Source organism: Pseudonocardia sp. KRD291 (assembly GCF_019263595.1).
Taxonomy (GTDB): domain Bacteria; phylum Actinomycetota; class Actinomycetes; order Mycobacteriales; family Pseudonocardiaceae; genus Pseudonocardia.
This window is the reverse complement of record NZ_JADQDD010000018.1, coordinates 13363-27637: the sequence shown is the minus strand read 5'-3', so window position 1 is coordinate 27637 and position 14275 is coordinate 13363. Positions and strand designations below refer to the sequence as shown.

The 14275-nt window shown below is 72.6% G+C and carries 16 protein-coding genes; 8 read left to right on the top strand and 8 right to left on the bottom strand.

Annotated elements, in window-relative coordinates:
* Positions 1-510: 510 nt before the first annotated feature.
* Positions 511-1014, bottom strand: a complete 504-nt coding sequence (locus I4I78_RS04970; protein WP_218609993.1) for a nitroreductase family deazaflavin-dependent oxidoreductase — start codon at positions 1012-1014, stop codon at positions 511-513.
* Positions 1015-1115: 101 nt separating this feature from the next.
* Here I4I78_RS04970 and I4I78_RS04965 point away from each other — a divergent pair, with 101 nt between their 5' ends.
* Both I4I78_RS04965 and I4I78_RS04960 read left to right on the top strand, forming a co-directional pair.
* Positions 1116-1637: a MarR family winged helix-turn-helix transcriptional regulator gene (locus I4I78_RS04965; RefSeq protein WP_218609992.1), complete on the top strand. Its 522-nt coding sequence runs from the start codon at positions 1116-1118 to the stop codon at positions 1635-1637.
* 99 nt (positions 1638-1736) lie between these two features.
* Entirely contained in the window at positions 1737-2756 is a 1020-nt protein-coding gene (locus I4I78_RS04960) for an amidohydrolase family protein (protein ID WP_218609991.1), read from the top strand.
* A gap of 16 nt (positions 2757-2772) precedes the next feature.
* Here the strand turns inward: I4I78_RS04960 and I4I78_RS04955 are convergent, their stop codons facing one another.
* The 5 genes from I4I78_RS04955 to I4I78_RS04935 all read right to left on the bottom strand — a co-directional run bounded on the left by I4I78_RS04955 (position 2773) and on the right by I4I78_RS04935 (position 7679).
* Complete coding sequence (locus tag I4I78_RS04955; protein WP_218609990.1) at positions 2773-3453, bottom strand: GntR family transcriptional regulator; 681 nt, start codon at positions 3451-3453, stop codon at positions 2773-2775.
* Positions 3454-3531: 78 nt separating this feature from the next.
* Positions 3532-4602, bottom strand: a complete 1071-nt coding sequence (locus tag I4I78_RS04950) for a 4-oxalomesaconate tautomerase (protein WP_218609989.1) — start codon at positions 4600-4602, stop codon at positions 3532-3534.
* Positions 4599-5315 (bottom strand): 4-carboxy-4-hydroxy-2-oxoadipate aldolase/oxaloacetate decarboxylase, encoded by a 717-nt coding sequence (locus I4I78_RS04945; protein ID WP_218609988.1) that lies wholly within the window; start codon positions 5313-5315, stop codon positions 4599-4601. The genes I4I78_RS04950 and I4I78_RS04945 overlap by 4 nt, the downstream gene beginning before the upstream one ends.
* Positions 5316-5352: 37 nt before the next feature.
* Positions 5353-6747 carry an MFS transporter gene (locus I4I78_RS04940; RefSeq protein WP_218609987.1) on the bottom strand — a complete coding sequence of 465 codons (1395 nt, stop codon included), beginning with the start codon at positions 6745-6747 and terminating at the stop codon, positions 5353-5355.
* A complete protein-coding gene (locus I4I78_RS04935; protein WP_218609986.1) occupies positions 6744-7679 on the bottom strand; it encodes an amidohydrolase family protein in 936 nt (311 codons plus the stop codon). Before I4I78_RS04935 ends, I4I78_RS04940 begins: the two co-directional genes overlap by 4 nt.
* Before the next feature lie 250 nt (positions 7680-7929).
* Between I4I78_RS04935 and I4I78_RS04930 the strand changes: the two genes are divergently transcribed.
* Complete coding sequence (locus tag I4I78_RS04930) at positions 7930-8637, top strand: hypothetical protein (protein ID WP_218609985.1); 708 nt, start codon at positions 7930-7932, stop codon at positions 8635-8637.
* Between the two features lie 36 nt (positions 8638-8673).
* Here I4I78_RS04930 and I4I78_RS04925 read toward each other — a convergent pair whose 3' ends face one another.
* Positions 8674-9351: a TetR/AcrR family transcriptional regulator gene (locus tag I4I78_RS04925; RefSeq protein ID WP_218609984.1), complete on the bottom strand. Its 678-nt coding sequence runs from the start codon at positions 9349-9351 to the stop codon at positions 8674-8676.
* Between the two features lie 143 nt (positions 9352-9494).
* Between I4I78_RS04925 and I4I78_RS04920 the strand changes: the two genes are divergently transcribed.
* Entirely contained in the window at positions 9495-10943 is a 1449-nt protein-coding gene (locus tag I4I78_RS04920) for an MFS transporter (RefSeq protein WP_218609983.1), read from the top strand.
* Between the two features lie 91 nt (positions 10944-11034).
* Entirely contained in the window at positions 11035-11910 is an 876-nt protein-coding gene (locus I4I78_RS04915; protein ID WP_218609982.1) for an NAD(P)H-binding protein, read from the top strand.
* 32 nt (positions 11911-11942) lie between these two features.
* Here the strand turns inward: I4I78_RS04915 and I4I78_RS04910 are convergent, their stop codons facing one another.
* A complete protein-coding gene (locus I4I78_RS04910) occupies positions 11943-12137 on the bottom strand; it encodes a tautomerase family protein (RefSeq protein WP_218609981.1) in 195 nt (64 codons plus the stop codon).
* A gap of 238 nt (positions 12138-12375) precedes the next feature.
* Here I4I78_RS04910 and I4I78_RS04905 point away from each other — a divergent pair, with 238 nt between their 5' ends.
* From I4I78_RS04905 to I4I78_RS04895, 3 genes are all read left to right on the top strand, one after another.
* Positions 12376-12816, top strand: a complete 441-nt coding sequence (locus tag I4I78_RS04905; RefSeq protein WP_218609980.1) for a cupin domain-containing protein — start codon at positions 12376-12378, stop codon at positions 12814-12816.
* Positions 12817-12994: 178 nt separating this feature from the next.
* Positions 12995-13804, top strand: coding sequence for a class I SAM-dependent methyltransferase (locus I4I78_RS04900; protein WP_218609979.1), 810 nt, complete (start codon positions 12995-12997; stop codon positions 13802-13804).
* A complete protein-coding gene (locus tag I4I78_RS04895) occupies positions 13801-14274 on the top strand; it encodes a hypothetical protein (RefSeq protein ID WP_218609978.1) in 474 nt (157 codons plus the stop codon). The genes I4I78_RS04900 and I4I78_RS04895 overlap by 4 nt, the downstream gene beginning before the upstream one ends.
* Position 14275 lies beyond the last annotated feature (1 nt).

Below are 14275 nucleotides of genomic sequence, written 5' to 3'. Positions count from 1 at the left end.
CGTCGTCACCACGCGCGCCATCGTGCCCCGATCCGCGTTCCTACGATGCGCGACATCGCGGCGGTCGTCGTCGCGGTGGCCGTCACAGCTGTCGCACGCTGAGCAGGGTCCACAACAGGACCACGAAGGCGAGCACGCAGAGGACCGCCACCAGCTCCCTCTTCGTCTTCCCGCTCACGCCGTGCGCTCGGCGCCGGCGCGCACGATGCCCAGGAACACGGCAACGCCAAGCCCGAGCGCGCAGAGGGCTGCTGCCCTGTCCCGATGATCGAGGGCCGCCGCGCGGAGGGCCGGGCCCGCGTACGGCCCCGGTCGGTGGAACCGATCGGTGCGCGAGGGCAGCAGCAGTGGGTCGTACTGCGGGCCGGAACTGTGCACAGGTGTCCCCTCGTCTGCGATGCGGCGTCACCCGGCTGATCGGCGTGCAGCGGGACGGGGTTAGCGCTCGTTCCTGATCTGTCAGGCATTCGCAAGGTCGGGGCCGAGGCTCGCAGCCGTGGAGCAGGTCGGTCAGCGTCCGGGGGGTCTCAGCCGCAGCTCGACCATCGGCGGTGGGGCCCCGCCCGGTTCGATCGGCCCTCCGAGGGTGCGCTCGAGTACGGGCCCGAACCAGGCCCACGCCCGGCGATGCCGTTCGACGTAGCCGGCGAGCACGTACCGCGCCTCGGAGGCCTCGAGCGCCCGTGCGGTCGCCGGGAGCGCCCGGTCCCCGGACACCGACACCCGGACGTTCGGGTCCGCCCGCACGTTGCGGAACCACTGCGCCCGGCCGCCGAAGCCGGACACCACGACGTACCGGTCGCCGGCCGGCCTGCCGACGACCTCCAGGACGACCTCCCGACGGAGCCCGGAGCGGCGCCCGGTGTGCTCGAGCAGCAGCATGCGCGAGCCGAACACCCTCCCGAGCCCGAGCCGGTAGACGAGGATCGGCGCGCGCACCAGCGTCCGGGAGCGCAGCAGCCGCTCTCCGGCGCCGACGACCGCCCGGAACACCGGGGACGTGGTGACGGGCATCGGTCACCTCTTTCTCGCTCGTGCCGGCGGCCGGGGCGGCGTCCGGACAAGTCCGCAGGTAGCCTGCGCACTGCAGCAGAGTATGCAGGTAGCCTGCGGGAATGCAAGGGGAGCGAAGCGCGAGAGCGCACCAGTACGGCGACGAGCCGGTGCCGACCCTGATCTCGCTGTTCCGGCGCAGTGCCCGGATGATGGTCGACGAGCTGGTTCGACGACTCGACGCGGTCGGGTACCGCGGGATCACGCCGTCGGCCCATCTGCTGTTCGAGTCGCTGCCCCCCGACGGTGCCCGGCTCACGGCGCTGGCCACGCGGATGGGGATGACCCACCAGGCCGCCGGCGAACTCGTCTCCGATCTGGAGCGGCGGGGGTACCTCGTCCGACATGTGGACCCCGATGATCGCCGTGCCCGTCTGGTCACGCTCAGCGCCGCCGGCGCGGACCTGGTCCGGGTCGCGCTGCGGGAGATCGGCGAGATCGAACGCTCGTGGTCGGCCCGGCTCGCCGACGCCGGGCTGTCCGGCGACCTGCAGGCCGCCCTGCGCGGGGTCCTCGAACCGCCGGGCGGATCTTCCGCCGTCGGACGCCGGCCGACCGGACGTGCGACGACGGCGCGCCGGTGACCCAGCGCCGGGCTTCATTGTCTTCAAAATTGTTAACAATACGGCTACCATGGCGAGGGACCTGTTCGACGGAGCACCGCTCCGTGCCCGGAGGACTTCATGATCATCGATTGCCATGGCCATTTCACCACCGCGCCGCAGGCGCACACGTCGTGGAGGCAGGACCAGCTCCAGGCGTTCCTCGACGGACGCTCCGCGCCGGCGCGTCCGCGGATCGGTGACGACGAGCTCCGGGAGAGCGTGGAGGCGAACCAGCTCCGTCTCATGCAGGAGCGGGGCGCCGATCTGACGATCTTCTCGCCACGGGCGTCGGCGATGGCCCACCACGAGGGTGACCTCGCGGTCGGCGTCGAGTGGGCCCGCGCGTGCAACGACCTGATCGCCCGCGTGGTGGCGCTGTTCCCGGGGCGCTTCGCGGGGGTCTGCCAGCTCCCGCAGACTGCGGGTGAGCCGCTCGAGGCGGCGGTCGCGGAGCTGCGCCGGTGCGTGACCGAGCTCGGCTTCGTCGGCCTGAACCTGAACCCGGACCCGAGCGGGGGCCGGTGGACGTCGCCACCGCTGACCGACCCGTACTGGTTCCCGCTCTACGAGGCGATGTGTGAGCTCGACGTGCCGGCGATGGTGCACGTGTCGGCGAGCTGCACGCCGGTGTTCCACGCGACCGGTGCGCACTACCTCAACGCGGACACGACGGCGTTCATGCAGCTGCTGCAGGGCGACCTGTTCGGGCGGTTCCCCTCGCTGCGGCTGGTGATCCCGCACGGAGGGGGTGCGGTGCCCTATCACTGGGGCCGCTACCGGGGGCTGGCCGACATGCTCGGTAAGCCACCGCTGGAGGAGCACCTGATGCGCAACGTCTTCTTCGACACCTGCGTCTACCACCAGCCGGGGGTCGACCTGCTGCTCGCGGTCGTCGACACCGCCAACGTGCTCTTCGGCTCGGAGATGGTGGGCGCGGTGCGCGGCATCGACCCGCGGACCGGGCACCACTTCGACGACACCAAACGCTACGTCGACGCCGCCGCGCTCACCGACGAGCAGCGCAGGGCGGTCTACTCCGGCAACGCACTGACCGTGTACCCGCGGCTGCGGGCCGCACTGCCGGTGCGATCGGCCTGAGCCTGCGGGCCGGGCGTCAACCGCGGCGCCCGGCCCGGGGGCCGGGGTCCACCCGGGACAGCGCCTCGACGACGCTCTGCAGGTGCACCCGCATCGCCTGCTCGGCGGCGTCCGGGTCGCCGGCGCACAGCGCCTCGATGATGGCCAGGTGCTGGGGGAGTGATACCGACGGGCGGCCGGGCTGCATGGCGAGCCGGAACTGGTGGCGGACGTTCTGTCCGCGCAGCCGCTCGAGGAGCAGGCCCGCGGTGCGCTGGTCCGCGCTCTCCCGGACGAAGGTGTGCAGCTCGCTGTTGAGGCCGGAGTACCCGAGCAGGTCGCCCGAGGCGACGGCGTCCTGCATGGACGCCCCGATCTGTCGGAGGCGGGCGCGGTCGTCGTCGGAGAGCCGGGTGGCGGCCTTGGCGGCGAGGAGGCCCTCGAGGACCATGCGGACCTCGGTGATCTCGACGGCCTCCTCGACGGACACGGCCCGGACCCGGGCGCCCCGGTTCTGTACCCGCTCGACCAGACCCTCGCTGGTGAGCTCGACCAGCGCGGCGCGCACCGCGGCCCGGCTGGCACCGAACTGCTCGGACAGGTCCGCCTCGACGAGTCGCTGGTTGGGCGCGAAGTCGCCGCCGGCGATGGCGTCGCGGAGCGCGTCGGCGACCGTCCCGGCCGGCGCCGTGGTGTCCCGGCGCTCTGCTGAACTCATTGTCGACAACCTCCACGCCAGAACCGGCAACACTCGGGGACAACGATAGTCGCGGCGCCCGCGGAACCCGGCTCCCCGTTACGCCCGGGGCAGCGCGACACCGTCGAACAGTGCGCGTGCCGTGCGGACGACGGTCGAGCGCACCACGCGCGGCGGGTCACCCGCGTCGAGGTCGACGTCCACGTCGAGCGAGCCGGTCGGGTGCTCCACGGCGAGGGGCCCACCCGCACGACCCCCCGCACGACCGGCGAGGAGGTCGTGTCCCACGGTGCCCTCGAGCAGCGCCGAGGTCACGACGCTGACGGCACCGAGCACGCCGATCGCGGGGTGCGGCCGCACCGGGATGAAGGTGCGGGTGCTGATCGCGCCACCGTGCGCCGCCGGTGCCACGACGGTCGTCTTGGGGACCGGGGCCGAGCGGACGTCGCCGAGGCCCATGAGCTCTCCGGCGCGCACACGCAACGCGTCGACCCGGGACGCGAGCCCGGGGTCGGCGCCCAGCTCGCCCGGTGTCTCGTACCCGCTGAGGCCGAGGTCGGCCGCGCGGACGACGACGACCGGCATCCCGTTGTCGACGCAGGTCACCTCGACGCCGTCGATCCGGTCCACGGTCCGGCCGGTGGGCAGCAGGGCTCCGGTCGTGGACCCCTCGGTGTCGAGGAAGTCCAGCAGGACCGGTGCGGCCGTTCCGGGGACCCCGGCGATCGCGGTGTCGCCGGCGTAGTCGACCTGCCCGCCCGGCGTGGCGAACCGGGACACGGCGGTCGAGCCGCTGTTGACCATGCGGATGCGGACCTCGGTCCGCTCCGGGCCTGCGGTGACCAGCCCGCGCCCGACCGCGAACTGGCCGACCGCCGCGAGCAGGTTGCCGCAGTTCTGCCGGTCGGACACGGTCGCGGTCTCGACGCCGACCTGCAGGAACAGATAGTCGACGTCGTGGCCGGGGGTCTGCGACGGCGCGATCACGGCCACCTTGCTGGTCACCGGGGCCGCGCCGCCGAGCCCGTCGATCTGGGCGGGGTCCGGGCTGCCCATCAACCGCAGCAGCAGGTCGTCCCGGTCGCCCGCGTCGGCGGGCAGGTCGGAGGCGAGCAGGAACAACCCCTTCGAGGTCCCGCCCCGCATCAGCGTCGCGGGTACGCCGCTCATCGCGTCGCCTCGTTCCCGGCGGCGCTGACATAGCGGACACCCAGCCCGGCGAGCGTCTCGCGCAGGCCGTACCGGTCCAGGCTCAGCTCGCCGTCGGCGAACGCCTGCCGGGCCGCCTCCTCCTTGTCGAGCCGGGCCCGACCCGCGGCGACCGCCTCGCCGACCCGTTCCCGGGCGACGACGACGGCTCCGTCGTCGTCGGCGAGGACCGCGTCGCCGGGGTGCACGACCTCACCGCCGAGGACGACCGGCACGTTGACCGCTCCGGCGCTGGCCTTCACCGACCCCTGCGCGCTGACCGCGGCCGACCACACCGGGAACGCCATCGCGCGCAGCTCGGCCACGTCCCGGACGCCGGTGCCGGTGACCAGGCCGCGCACACCGCGGTGGGCCAGCGCGGTGGCGAACAGCTCGCCGAACAGCCCGTCGACGCAGGGCGAGGTCGTGGTGACCACCAGCATGTCGCCGGGGCGGCACTGCTCCACCGCGGCGTGGATCATCAGGTTGTCCCCGGGACGGCACAGCACGGTCACGGCGGTCCCGCCGGTGCGCACGCCGTCCTGGCGGGCGCGCAGGTCCGGACCCAGGTAGCCGATCCGGCCCATCGCCTCGTGGACGGTGGCCACGCCGTAGCCCGCCAGGGCCGTGACGGCGTCGTGGTCGGCACGCGGCGGATCGGTGACGATCACTCCGGTGCGGGGGGTCGTGCTCACATCGTTCCTTCCTGTCGGGGCCGGCGGCACCGGCGGGTCACGTTCCCGATCCCGCGGTCGCCGGACGGCGACGCGCGGCGGAGGGCCGGGTCCGGGCACCGAACACGGCGAGGACCAACGCCCCGACGGTCCAGGTCCCGGCGATGAAGAAGAAGACGCTCTGGTAGCCGGTCCCGGTGTAGAGCGCGACGATCACCAGGGGGCCGACCGCGTTGGACAGGCGCCCGATCCCGTAGGCCACGCCGGTGCCCAGCGAGCGACCACGGATGTCGAACAGCTCGGGGGAGTAGGCGTAGGCGAGCGCGGTGTATCCGCGTTCGAGCATGTTGACCAGGAAACCGAAGGCCACGATGAACACCGGGTCGAACGTCAGCCCGTAGAGCAGGCCGGACACCGCGATCGCCAGCCCGAACGCGACGAGCAGCCACTTGCGCTCGAACCGGTCGGTGACCAGTGCGGCGAGCAGCGATCCGAGCGGTGCGCCGACCGTGGTGAGCGCCACGTAGAAGATCGACTTCTCGACGCTGAGCCCCTCGGAGGCGAGCAGGGTCGGTGCCCAGCTGGAGTACCCGAAGAAGCCGATGGTCTGGGTCACCCACAGCACGGTGAGCACCGCGGTCGGCGCCAGGTAGCGGGGCTGCAGCAGCAGCCGCAACGGTGCCTTCGACGGTGGCCCGGCCGCGTCCGGCGGCGGGGCCGCGACGGGGGCGGGCAGCGTTCCGTGCTCCGCCTCGATCTCGCGCTCGAGGCGGTCGAGCACCTCCTCGGCCCGGGCGTACTCGCCGCGGCTCTCGTACCACCGGGGCGACTCGACCATCCGGCGGGAGAAGAACAGGAACACGATCCCCAGCGCGCCCCACACGTAGACGATCCGCCAGGACCAGTCGTTGATCGGGACCACGGCGCTGGCGATCAGGTTGGTCATCGGGGTGCCGCAGATGCCGAGCACGATCGCGTAGGCCTGGTACCGCCCCCGGACGGCGGCGGGATAGATCTCGTTGACGTAGATGACCGCGACGACGGTCATGGCGGCCAGACCCGCCGAGGTGAGTACGCGGCAGACCCCCATCGAGACGATGTCCCAGGTGAGGGCCGAGGCCATCGAGAACACCGAGAACCAGATCGTGGTGCCGATCAGCGTCGTGCGGCGTCCCCAGCGGTCCGCCAGGCGCCCGGCGACGACCGACCCGACGAACATGCCCACGAACGACAGCGACGTGACGTAGGCGACCTGGTTGACGGTGACACCCCACAGCCGGATCAGCTGGGGTGCGGTGGTCGCGAACGTGTTGATGTCGGCGAACTCGAAGAAGTACGCGAACGCCACCCCGATAAGAGTGATCTTGTGGAAGCGGCTGACCGGCAGCCGGTCCAGCCGGTTCGTGGCGTTGCTGTGCGCGACGGCGTCGGTGCCGCCGGGTTGGGTGCTCATGCGGACTCCTCCGGCCAGTAGAGGGCCATGGGGTTGTCGACGAGGAGCCGGCGCCGCAGGTCCGCGGTGCCGGCGACGTGCGCGACGTGGTCGACCAGGAGCCCGTCGTCGGGCATGTGGTCGGTCAGGTTCGGGTGCGGCCAGTCGGTGCCCCACAGCACCCGGTCCCCGAACTCCTCGACCACCCTGCGGGCGAACGGGACGACGTCGGCGTAGGCGTGGCGTTCGCCGTCGAGCGCGGCCGGTCCGGTGACGCTCAGGCGCTCCGAGCAGCTGACCTTCACCCAGCACCGGTTCCGGTCGGCGAAGCGCAGGAAGCGGTCGAACTCCGGGCCGTCGGGGTCACGCGTGACGTCCGGCCGTCCCATGTGGTCGATGACCAGCGGCACCGGCAGCGTCGCGAAGAAGTCCTCCAGGTCCGGTAGGTCCGCGGCCTCGAAGTAGACGACGACGTGCCAGCCCATCGGTGCGATGCGGGCGGCGATCCGGGCCAGCTCGTCGGTGGGTGCGGCGTCGACCAGGCGCTTGACGAAGTTGAAGCGCACGCCCCGGACACCGGCCTCGTGCAGGGCCGCGAGCTCGGCGTCGCCGATGTCCGGGCGGACGGTGGCGACACCGCGGGCCCGGCCGGCTGCGGACCGGACCGCGTCGACCATCGCACTGTTGTCGGCGCCGTGGCAGGTGGCCTGCACGACGACCCGCCGGGCGATCCCGAGCTGCTCGTGCAGCGACTCCAGTCGGTCCCGGCCGGCGTCGCACGGTGTGTACTTGCGCTCCGGCGCGAACGGGAACCGGTCGCCCGGGCCGAACACGTGGCAGTGGGCGTCGACGGTGCCCGCGGGCAGTTCGAGCGTGGGTGTCGACGGCGCCGGGTGCGGCGCCAGCCAGCCCGGGGTGACGGCGGGAACCGCCGTGGTGCTGTCGGTGGGCAACTCTGGCCTCCTCCTGCGAACTCCGACGTCTCGAGGACGTCCGGCGCGCAGGACGCTACGTGCCACCAGTCTGACGCACAAGATACGAACCAAAATTGTCAACAATGTGGGCGTGACGCGATCGGGCGGTCGGCCACGGCCGGTGTCGGCGCGATACGACCGGTGTCGTCGCGGAGGGAGCAACCTCGTCGCACTCCGGTCGTTGATCAGGATGCGGCGGCGAGGTAGCCGGCGCAGGGGAGGGGAACCGATGCGCCACCGCGGCGGGATCGTCGTCATCGCCGCGGTCGCGGTCGCCGTCCTGTTGCCGGCCACCGCGCTGGCGGCTCCGGGGGACCTCTTCGGGCCTTCCGGCACGACGGTGGTGACGCCCGAGGCGTCCAACCAGTTCGCCGGCACCTTCGACCGCGGTACCGGGTCCCGCGAGTTCTCCGATCGCCTCGGCGCCCCGCCGGACGGCGGGACCGGAGCGCTGGAACTGCGCACCCCCGCCGACGGCGACAAGGTCCAGTTCATCACCGACGAGGTCGCCGGACCGCTCGCGCGGTTCGCCGAGAGCAGCTACTGGGCCGTGCGGGACCCGGCGTCGACGGCGCAGGAGGGCCGTGCGCCGTCGTTCCAGATCGCGGCCGACGTCAACGGCGGCGAGCTGGGTCCGCAGGAGCTCTATCTGCTCACCTATCTGCCGGACGCCGGCCCGGCCGGCGAGTGGACCCGCTACGACCTGGGTGCGGGTCGCTGGTGCGTGACACAGCAGGTCGGCGCGGTCGACGCCTACCAGGACTGCCGCGCGGGCGGCGAGCGGCGGTCCCTCGACGAGATCATGGACAGCTACCCGGACATGTCGGCCTACGCCGCCGGGGCCAACCAGGGCGCCGGCGACGGCGGGCTGGTCGGCGCCGTCGACCTGATCCGGGTCGGCGACCGGACCTATGACCTGGAGCCGTCCGCCCCGTGACCGTCGGGGCCCGCCGACCCATGACGCGGCGTGGAGTCAGTCGCCGGACGGCACGGCACGGCCCTGCTGCACGGTGCTCGGACGGGCGAGACGCGCGGTGACCGACTCCATCTCCGTGGCGAACAGCTCGTCGGCGTCGACGTCCATCGCCGCGTAGGTGCCGCCGATCTCGAGACTGACGATGCCGTGCAGGCGTGACCACACGCGCACGACGTGGTCGACGTCCTCCGGGCGCGCGTCGAGGCGACTGCGGGTTCCCCCGTCGCCGAGCAGGCCGAGCGCGGGGCCGATGAGCATGGCGGACGCCTCGGCGATCGGTTCGCCGTGCGCGTCGTACCCGGGGAAGAGCGGCTTGAACAACAGCTCGTACCGATGGGGGTGCTCGAGGGCCCAGCGCCGGTAGGCGCGGGCCAGCTCGCGCATCCGCTCGGCCGGGTCCGGCAGGTCGGTGGTGGCGACCACCGCCTGGTCCATCGCGTCGCGCAGGTCGTGATAGGCGTCGATCACGATGTCGTCGAGCAGGTCGTCGCGCTTGGCGTAGTACCGGTACAGCGCCGGGCCGGAGACCCCGAGCTCCTTGGCGATGGCGTTCAGCGAGATCGACTGCGGTCCGCCCGCGGCCAGCTGCGAGAGGGCCACGCCCTTCACGTCGCCGCGGACCTGCTCGCGGAATCTCTCGTGCGTCGAGGAGCGGCGCTGTTCAGCGGTGATCACGGCCTCCTCCGTCCACGGTCATGCAGACCGGAAGTTACCACCGCACGCAGGCATTGACGGAGGGCTTGAACGTGAGCGATGCTCTACGAAGTTAGAGCTTCTAATTTATGGGATCGCTGCTCTCGATCGTGGAAGGACGACAGATGACCCACACGACGCCCCCCACTCCGACGCCCCCCGTCCCGGCAGGCACCACCTCGACGACCGCACCGCGGCAGGCTCCGCGCTGGCTGGCCATGTCGGGCCTGGCCGCCTCGCTGTTCCTGGTGGTCCTCGACGCCGCGATGGCGAACCTCGCCGGGCCGTCGATCCGCGAGGGCCTCGATCTCACCGCCGCCCAGCTGGCGGTCGTCGTCAACAGCTACCTGGTGGCGTTCGCCGGGCTGCTGCTGCTCGGCGGCCGTCTCGCCGACACGCTCGGGGGCCGGACGGTCTTCCTGTCCGGCCTGGGGATCTACCTGACGGCCTCGATCGTCTGTGCGCTCGCGGGCGGTGTCGAGGTGCTCGTCGCCGGACGGATCCTGCAGGGGATCGGTGCCGCGGTGGTGACCCCGGCCGCGCTCTCGCTCGTGCTGCGCCTCTACACCTCGGCCGGCGAGCGCACCCGGGCGATGGGCATCTGGGGGGCGGTGACCGGCTTCGCCAGCCTGCTCGGAGTCTTCCTCGGCGGCGCGGTCACGCAGGTACTGGGCTGGCAGGCGGTCTTCTGGGCCCCGGTGCCGATCGGCCTGCTGGCGGCGGTCGTCGTGTGGCGTACGGCGCCGCGGACCCGGGCCCGGCGGGGGCGCTTCGACCTCACGGGCGCCGCACTCATCACGGCCGGGATCTCCTCGCTCGCGCTGAGCATGCTCTCCGCCCCCGAGTCCGGGTGGACCTCGCCGACCACGCTCGGCGGCGTCGTGGTCGGGCTCGCCTGCATGGTCGCGTTCGTGGTCGTCGAGCGGCGGTCGGCGCAGCCCCTGGTGCCGCTCGGCGTCTTCCGCCGCAAGCCGGTCGTCGTGGCGAACCTCGTGATGCTCCTGGTCGGCGGGACCGTGACCAGCCTGTTCTTCTTCCTCCCGCAGTTTCAGCAGCAGGTGCTCGGGATGAGCCCCCTGACCGCAGGCCTCTCCCAGCTCCCGATCGCCGTCATGATCATCGTCGGCAGTGCCGTGGCGCCCCTCCTCGCAAAGTTGCTGGGGCTCTCCCGTGCGGTCCCGACCGGCCTGGCGGTCCTGCTCGCCGGCCTGCTCTGGCTCGCCACCGACCCCACCACCGGCGCGTTCTCCCTCACGCTCCTCGGCGCCTTCCTGCTGATCGGCGTCGGTCTCGGCCTCGGCCTGGTCAACGCCACCGCACTCGCGCTGCGCGACACCGGAGACGGGGAGGGCGGGCTGCTCAGCGGCCTGATCAACGCCACCCAGCAGCTGGGTGGGGCGATCGGGCTCGCCGCACTCGCCGGTCTGGCGATCGGCGCCGCCGGAGCCGGCACCGACGTGTCCTTCACGACCGCGTTCCTCGGTGCCGCCGCCCTCGTCCTGCTCGCCCTGGTGGTCTCGCTCGTGCCGACGTCGGACCGGGACCCGGCTCCCGCCGGCGCGCAGGCCCCCTGAGCGGTCCGGGCCTCCCGGCTCCGCCCGCAACCTCCCACCAGCCACCTCCCGCCCGGCTCGCTCCGGGCGGCCCCGAGAACGGACGACGACGATGACCACCACGACCCCCACCGTGCTCGTGACCGGCGCGACCGGCACCGTCGGGACCTCCCTGGTCCCCGCCCTGCGATCGCGCGGCGTCGACGTGCGCGCCATGACCCGCTCGCCCGAGCGCACGGTTCCCGATGCCACGAACGTCGTGGCCGACCTGCACGACCCCGACGCGCTCACCGCGGCCCTCACCGGCGTCGACGCCGTCTTCCTCAACAGCCCGTCGGCCGCGGACGCCGCCGAGCTCCAGATCCGGTTCGCCGACCTGGCCCGGCGCGCCGGCGTCACCCGGCTCGTGCTGCTCTCGCAGTACGCCGCGCGCGCCGAGTCACCGGTGCGCTTCCTGCGCTGGCACGCCGAGGTCGAGGCGCACGCGGCGACGCTCGGCATCGATGTCACGGTGCTGCGCCCCAACCTGTTCATGCAGGGGACGCTCGCCTTCGCCGCGACGACCGCCGCCCACGACTGGTTCGGAGCCCCGATCGGCGACGCCGCGATCAGCCTCGTCGACACCCGCGACATCGCCGACGCGGCCGCGACCGTGCTCACCGAGCCGGGACACGCCGGACGGACCTACACCCTGACCGGTCCCGACGCGCTCACCCACCACGACCTGGCCCGCGCGCTGTCGGTGGCCACCGCACGCGAGATCGCGTTCACCGAGGTCCCCGCCGAGCAGTTCGCCGCCATGGCGTCCGGCCTGCTGCCGCCGTGGCAGCTCGACGGCTTCCTGGAGGACTACGCGCACTACGCGCGCGGCGAGGCGGCCGAGGTGCACTCGAGCGTGCCCGACCTGACCGGGCGCCCCGCACGCGGCTTCCGCGCCTTCGCCCACGACCACGCCGCGGCGTTCGCGGTCGACCCGGCGCTCCGGTGACGGTCGGTCCGTCGAGCCGTCGAGCCGTCGAGCTACCGGGCGTCCGGTGGCTGGACGAACGCCCCGCCGATGGCGACCTCGTTCTCGCCGACCTCGAGGAACCTGATGCGCGTCCGCTCCGGGGTCGCTCCCAGGTGTGTCTCGGCGGCCTCGGTGACGGCTTCGGCGAAGGCCCGTCGTTGCTCGACCGTGCGGCCGCGCAAGATCTCGACGGTGATGTTCGGCATGGGGTCCTCCGGGGTCGTGGTGGCGTGCCGTCCGGTCCCGGTCGCCGCGGCAGGCTCACCGTCGGGCGGTGACGGTGTACGGGACGAACACGGTGTGATGCGATTTTCGTCCATGGACGCGAGAGAGTGCGCCACCGACACTCGACCGGTGGCAACCCGCCACCGCTTCCGCCGGAACCGCTGCTCTCCCCGCTGTCGAGACGGCGTCATCCGGTCGACCACCGATCGAAGGACGACGATGCTCCACCACGAAGGCCGGCCGAGCCGGTTCCACATCAGGGCGCAGGACCAGCCGGTCGTCGACCAGGGCGATGCCGCCGACGAGACCTGGATGGCGGCCGGGGGTGACCCGCGGGACCAGGGGCGGCTGGTGGAGCTCGTCTCGCAGGACCTGGTGGGATCGGAGCGCCTCATGGTCGGGTTGGCCTGGTTGCGCCCCGGCGAGGTGCACCTGCTGCACCACCATCCGCACGCCGACGAGTGGTACTACGTCATCCGCGGATCGGCGCAGTTCACGATCGGGGACGAGGTCGTCCGCGGCTCGCCCGGCTCGGCGTTGTGGATCCCGACCGGGACACCGCACGGCATCCACAACGACGATCCCGACGAGACCGTCGAGTTCCTGTGGGGGTTCGACAAGCCGCGTCTGGACGCGGTCGGCATCGTCTGGGACGCCTGACGGGCTGCATGGGCGTTCGCCGTCCGACGGAAGTAGGTACCGGCCCTGACGCAGGTCGGGACTGCGGGCGCGAAGGAAGTCGAGAGCCGGGACGACCCGGTTTTTGGTAGTACAGTCGCACTAGCAAAAGGGGAGTGATCCACCGACCGCGGGCTCCGCGGTGAAAGGAAGGTGCTCGGTGAGCGGCTATGTCTTCGGCACGACCGACCTCGTCGACGAGCAGCGCGAGTCCATGCAGCGGTGCCTGGACCCGATCACGTTCGCGCGGCTGGAGGACCTCGGAGTGGGGCCGGGCTGGCGCTGCCTCGACGTGGGAGGCGGTGGCGGCTCGGTCGCGGACCGGCTGGGCCGGATGGTCGGGGAGACCGGCTCGGTGCTGGTCACCGACACCGCGCCGGACGGCCTGTGCACCAGGGGGAACGTCGAGGTACGGCACCATGACATCGTCACCGACGAGCTTCCCGAGGCTGAGTTCGACCTGGTCCATGCCCGGCTGGTGCTGCTGCACCTGCCCGAGCGCCGTCGCGCGCTCGACCGGATGGTCCGGGCGTTGAAACCGGGCGGGTGGCTGCTGCTCGGGGAGTTCGACTGCACCTGGCTCCGGGTTCTGGCGGCACCGTCCGCGCAGGACGGCGCGGCGTTCTCGCGGTTCCACCGCGCGCTGTGCGCCGTGCTGGAGCAGGCCGGCGCCGACGTCGAGTGGGGTGTGCACGCCTACCGGGCGGTGCAGGAGCTCGGACTGGTCGAGATCGGATCGCTCGCCCATGCGGAGCCCTGGCCCGGGGGCGGCGACGGCGCACGCTGGCTGGAGATCAACTCTCGCCAGCTCGAGGAGCGGCTGCTCGGGACGGGACCGGTGACCGCCGGCGACCTCGACGGCGTGCGCGCCTCGCTGGGCGATCCGGCGTTCGTCGTGAGCTCCTACCTGACGATCTCGACCTGGGGCAGGCGCCCGGTCGACGGCTGGCAGGGGAGGGCCGGACGATGACCGGTACCGGTCACGGACCCGTGCCGCCGCCGCTGCGGCTCGCCGGGGTCTGTCTGGTCGCGCTGCTGGTTGTTCTGGCGGCGCTACCGGTGCTGATGGCGCTCGACCCCGCCGGCACCGCCGCCTCCGTCGTGCGCCAGGAGCCGTCGCTGAGCCCCGCCGACGTCGAGTTCGGTGTCTCGGCGGCGATCGCGTACGCGGCGGTGCTGCACCTGCTCTACGGCGCCGTCCTGTCGTGGCTGTGGTTCATGGTGCTGAGGCGGCGTCGCTGGGCCCGTATCGCGCTCACCGTCGCGCTGGTCCTGGCCACCCTCAACAGCATCGACTCGGCGACGGCCGGCCCGGAGTACCTCTGGTGGGCCGTCGCGGGCGACGTGCTCCACGTCGGAGTCATCGCCTTGCTGTGGTGGCCACGACCGGCCCGCGAGTACTTCGCCCCCACCCGGCCGACCAGCGTGACGGCGCAGTGAC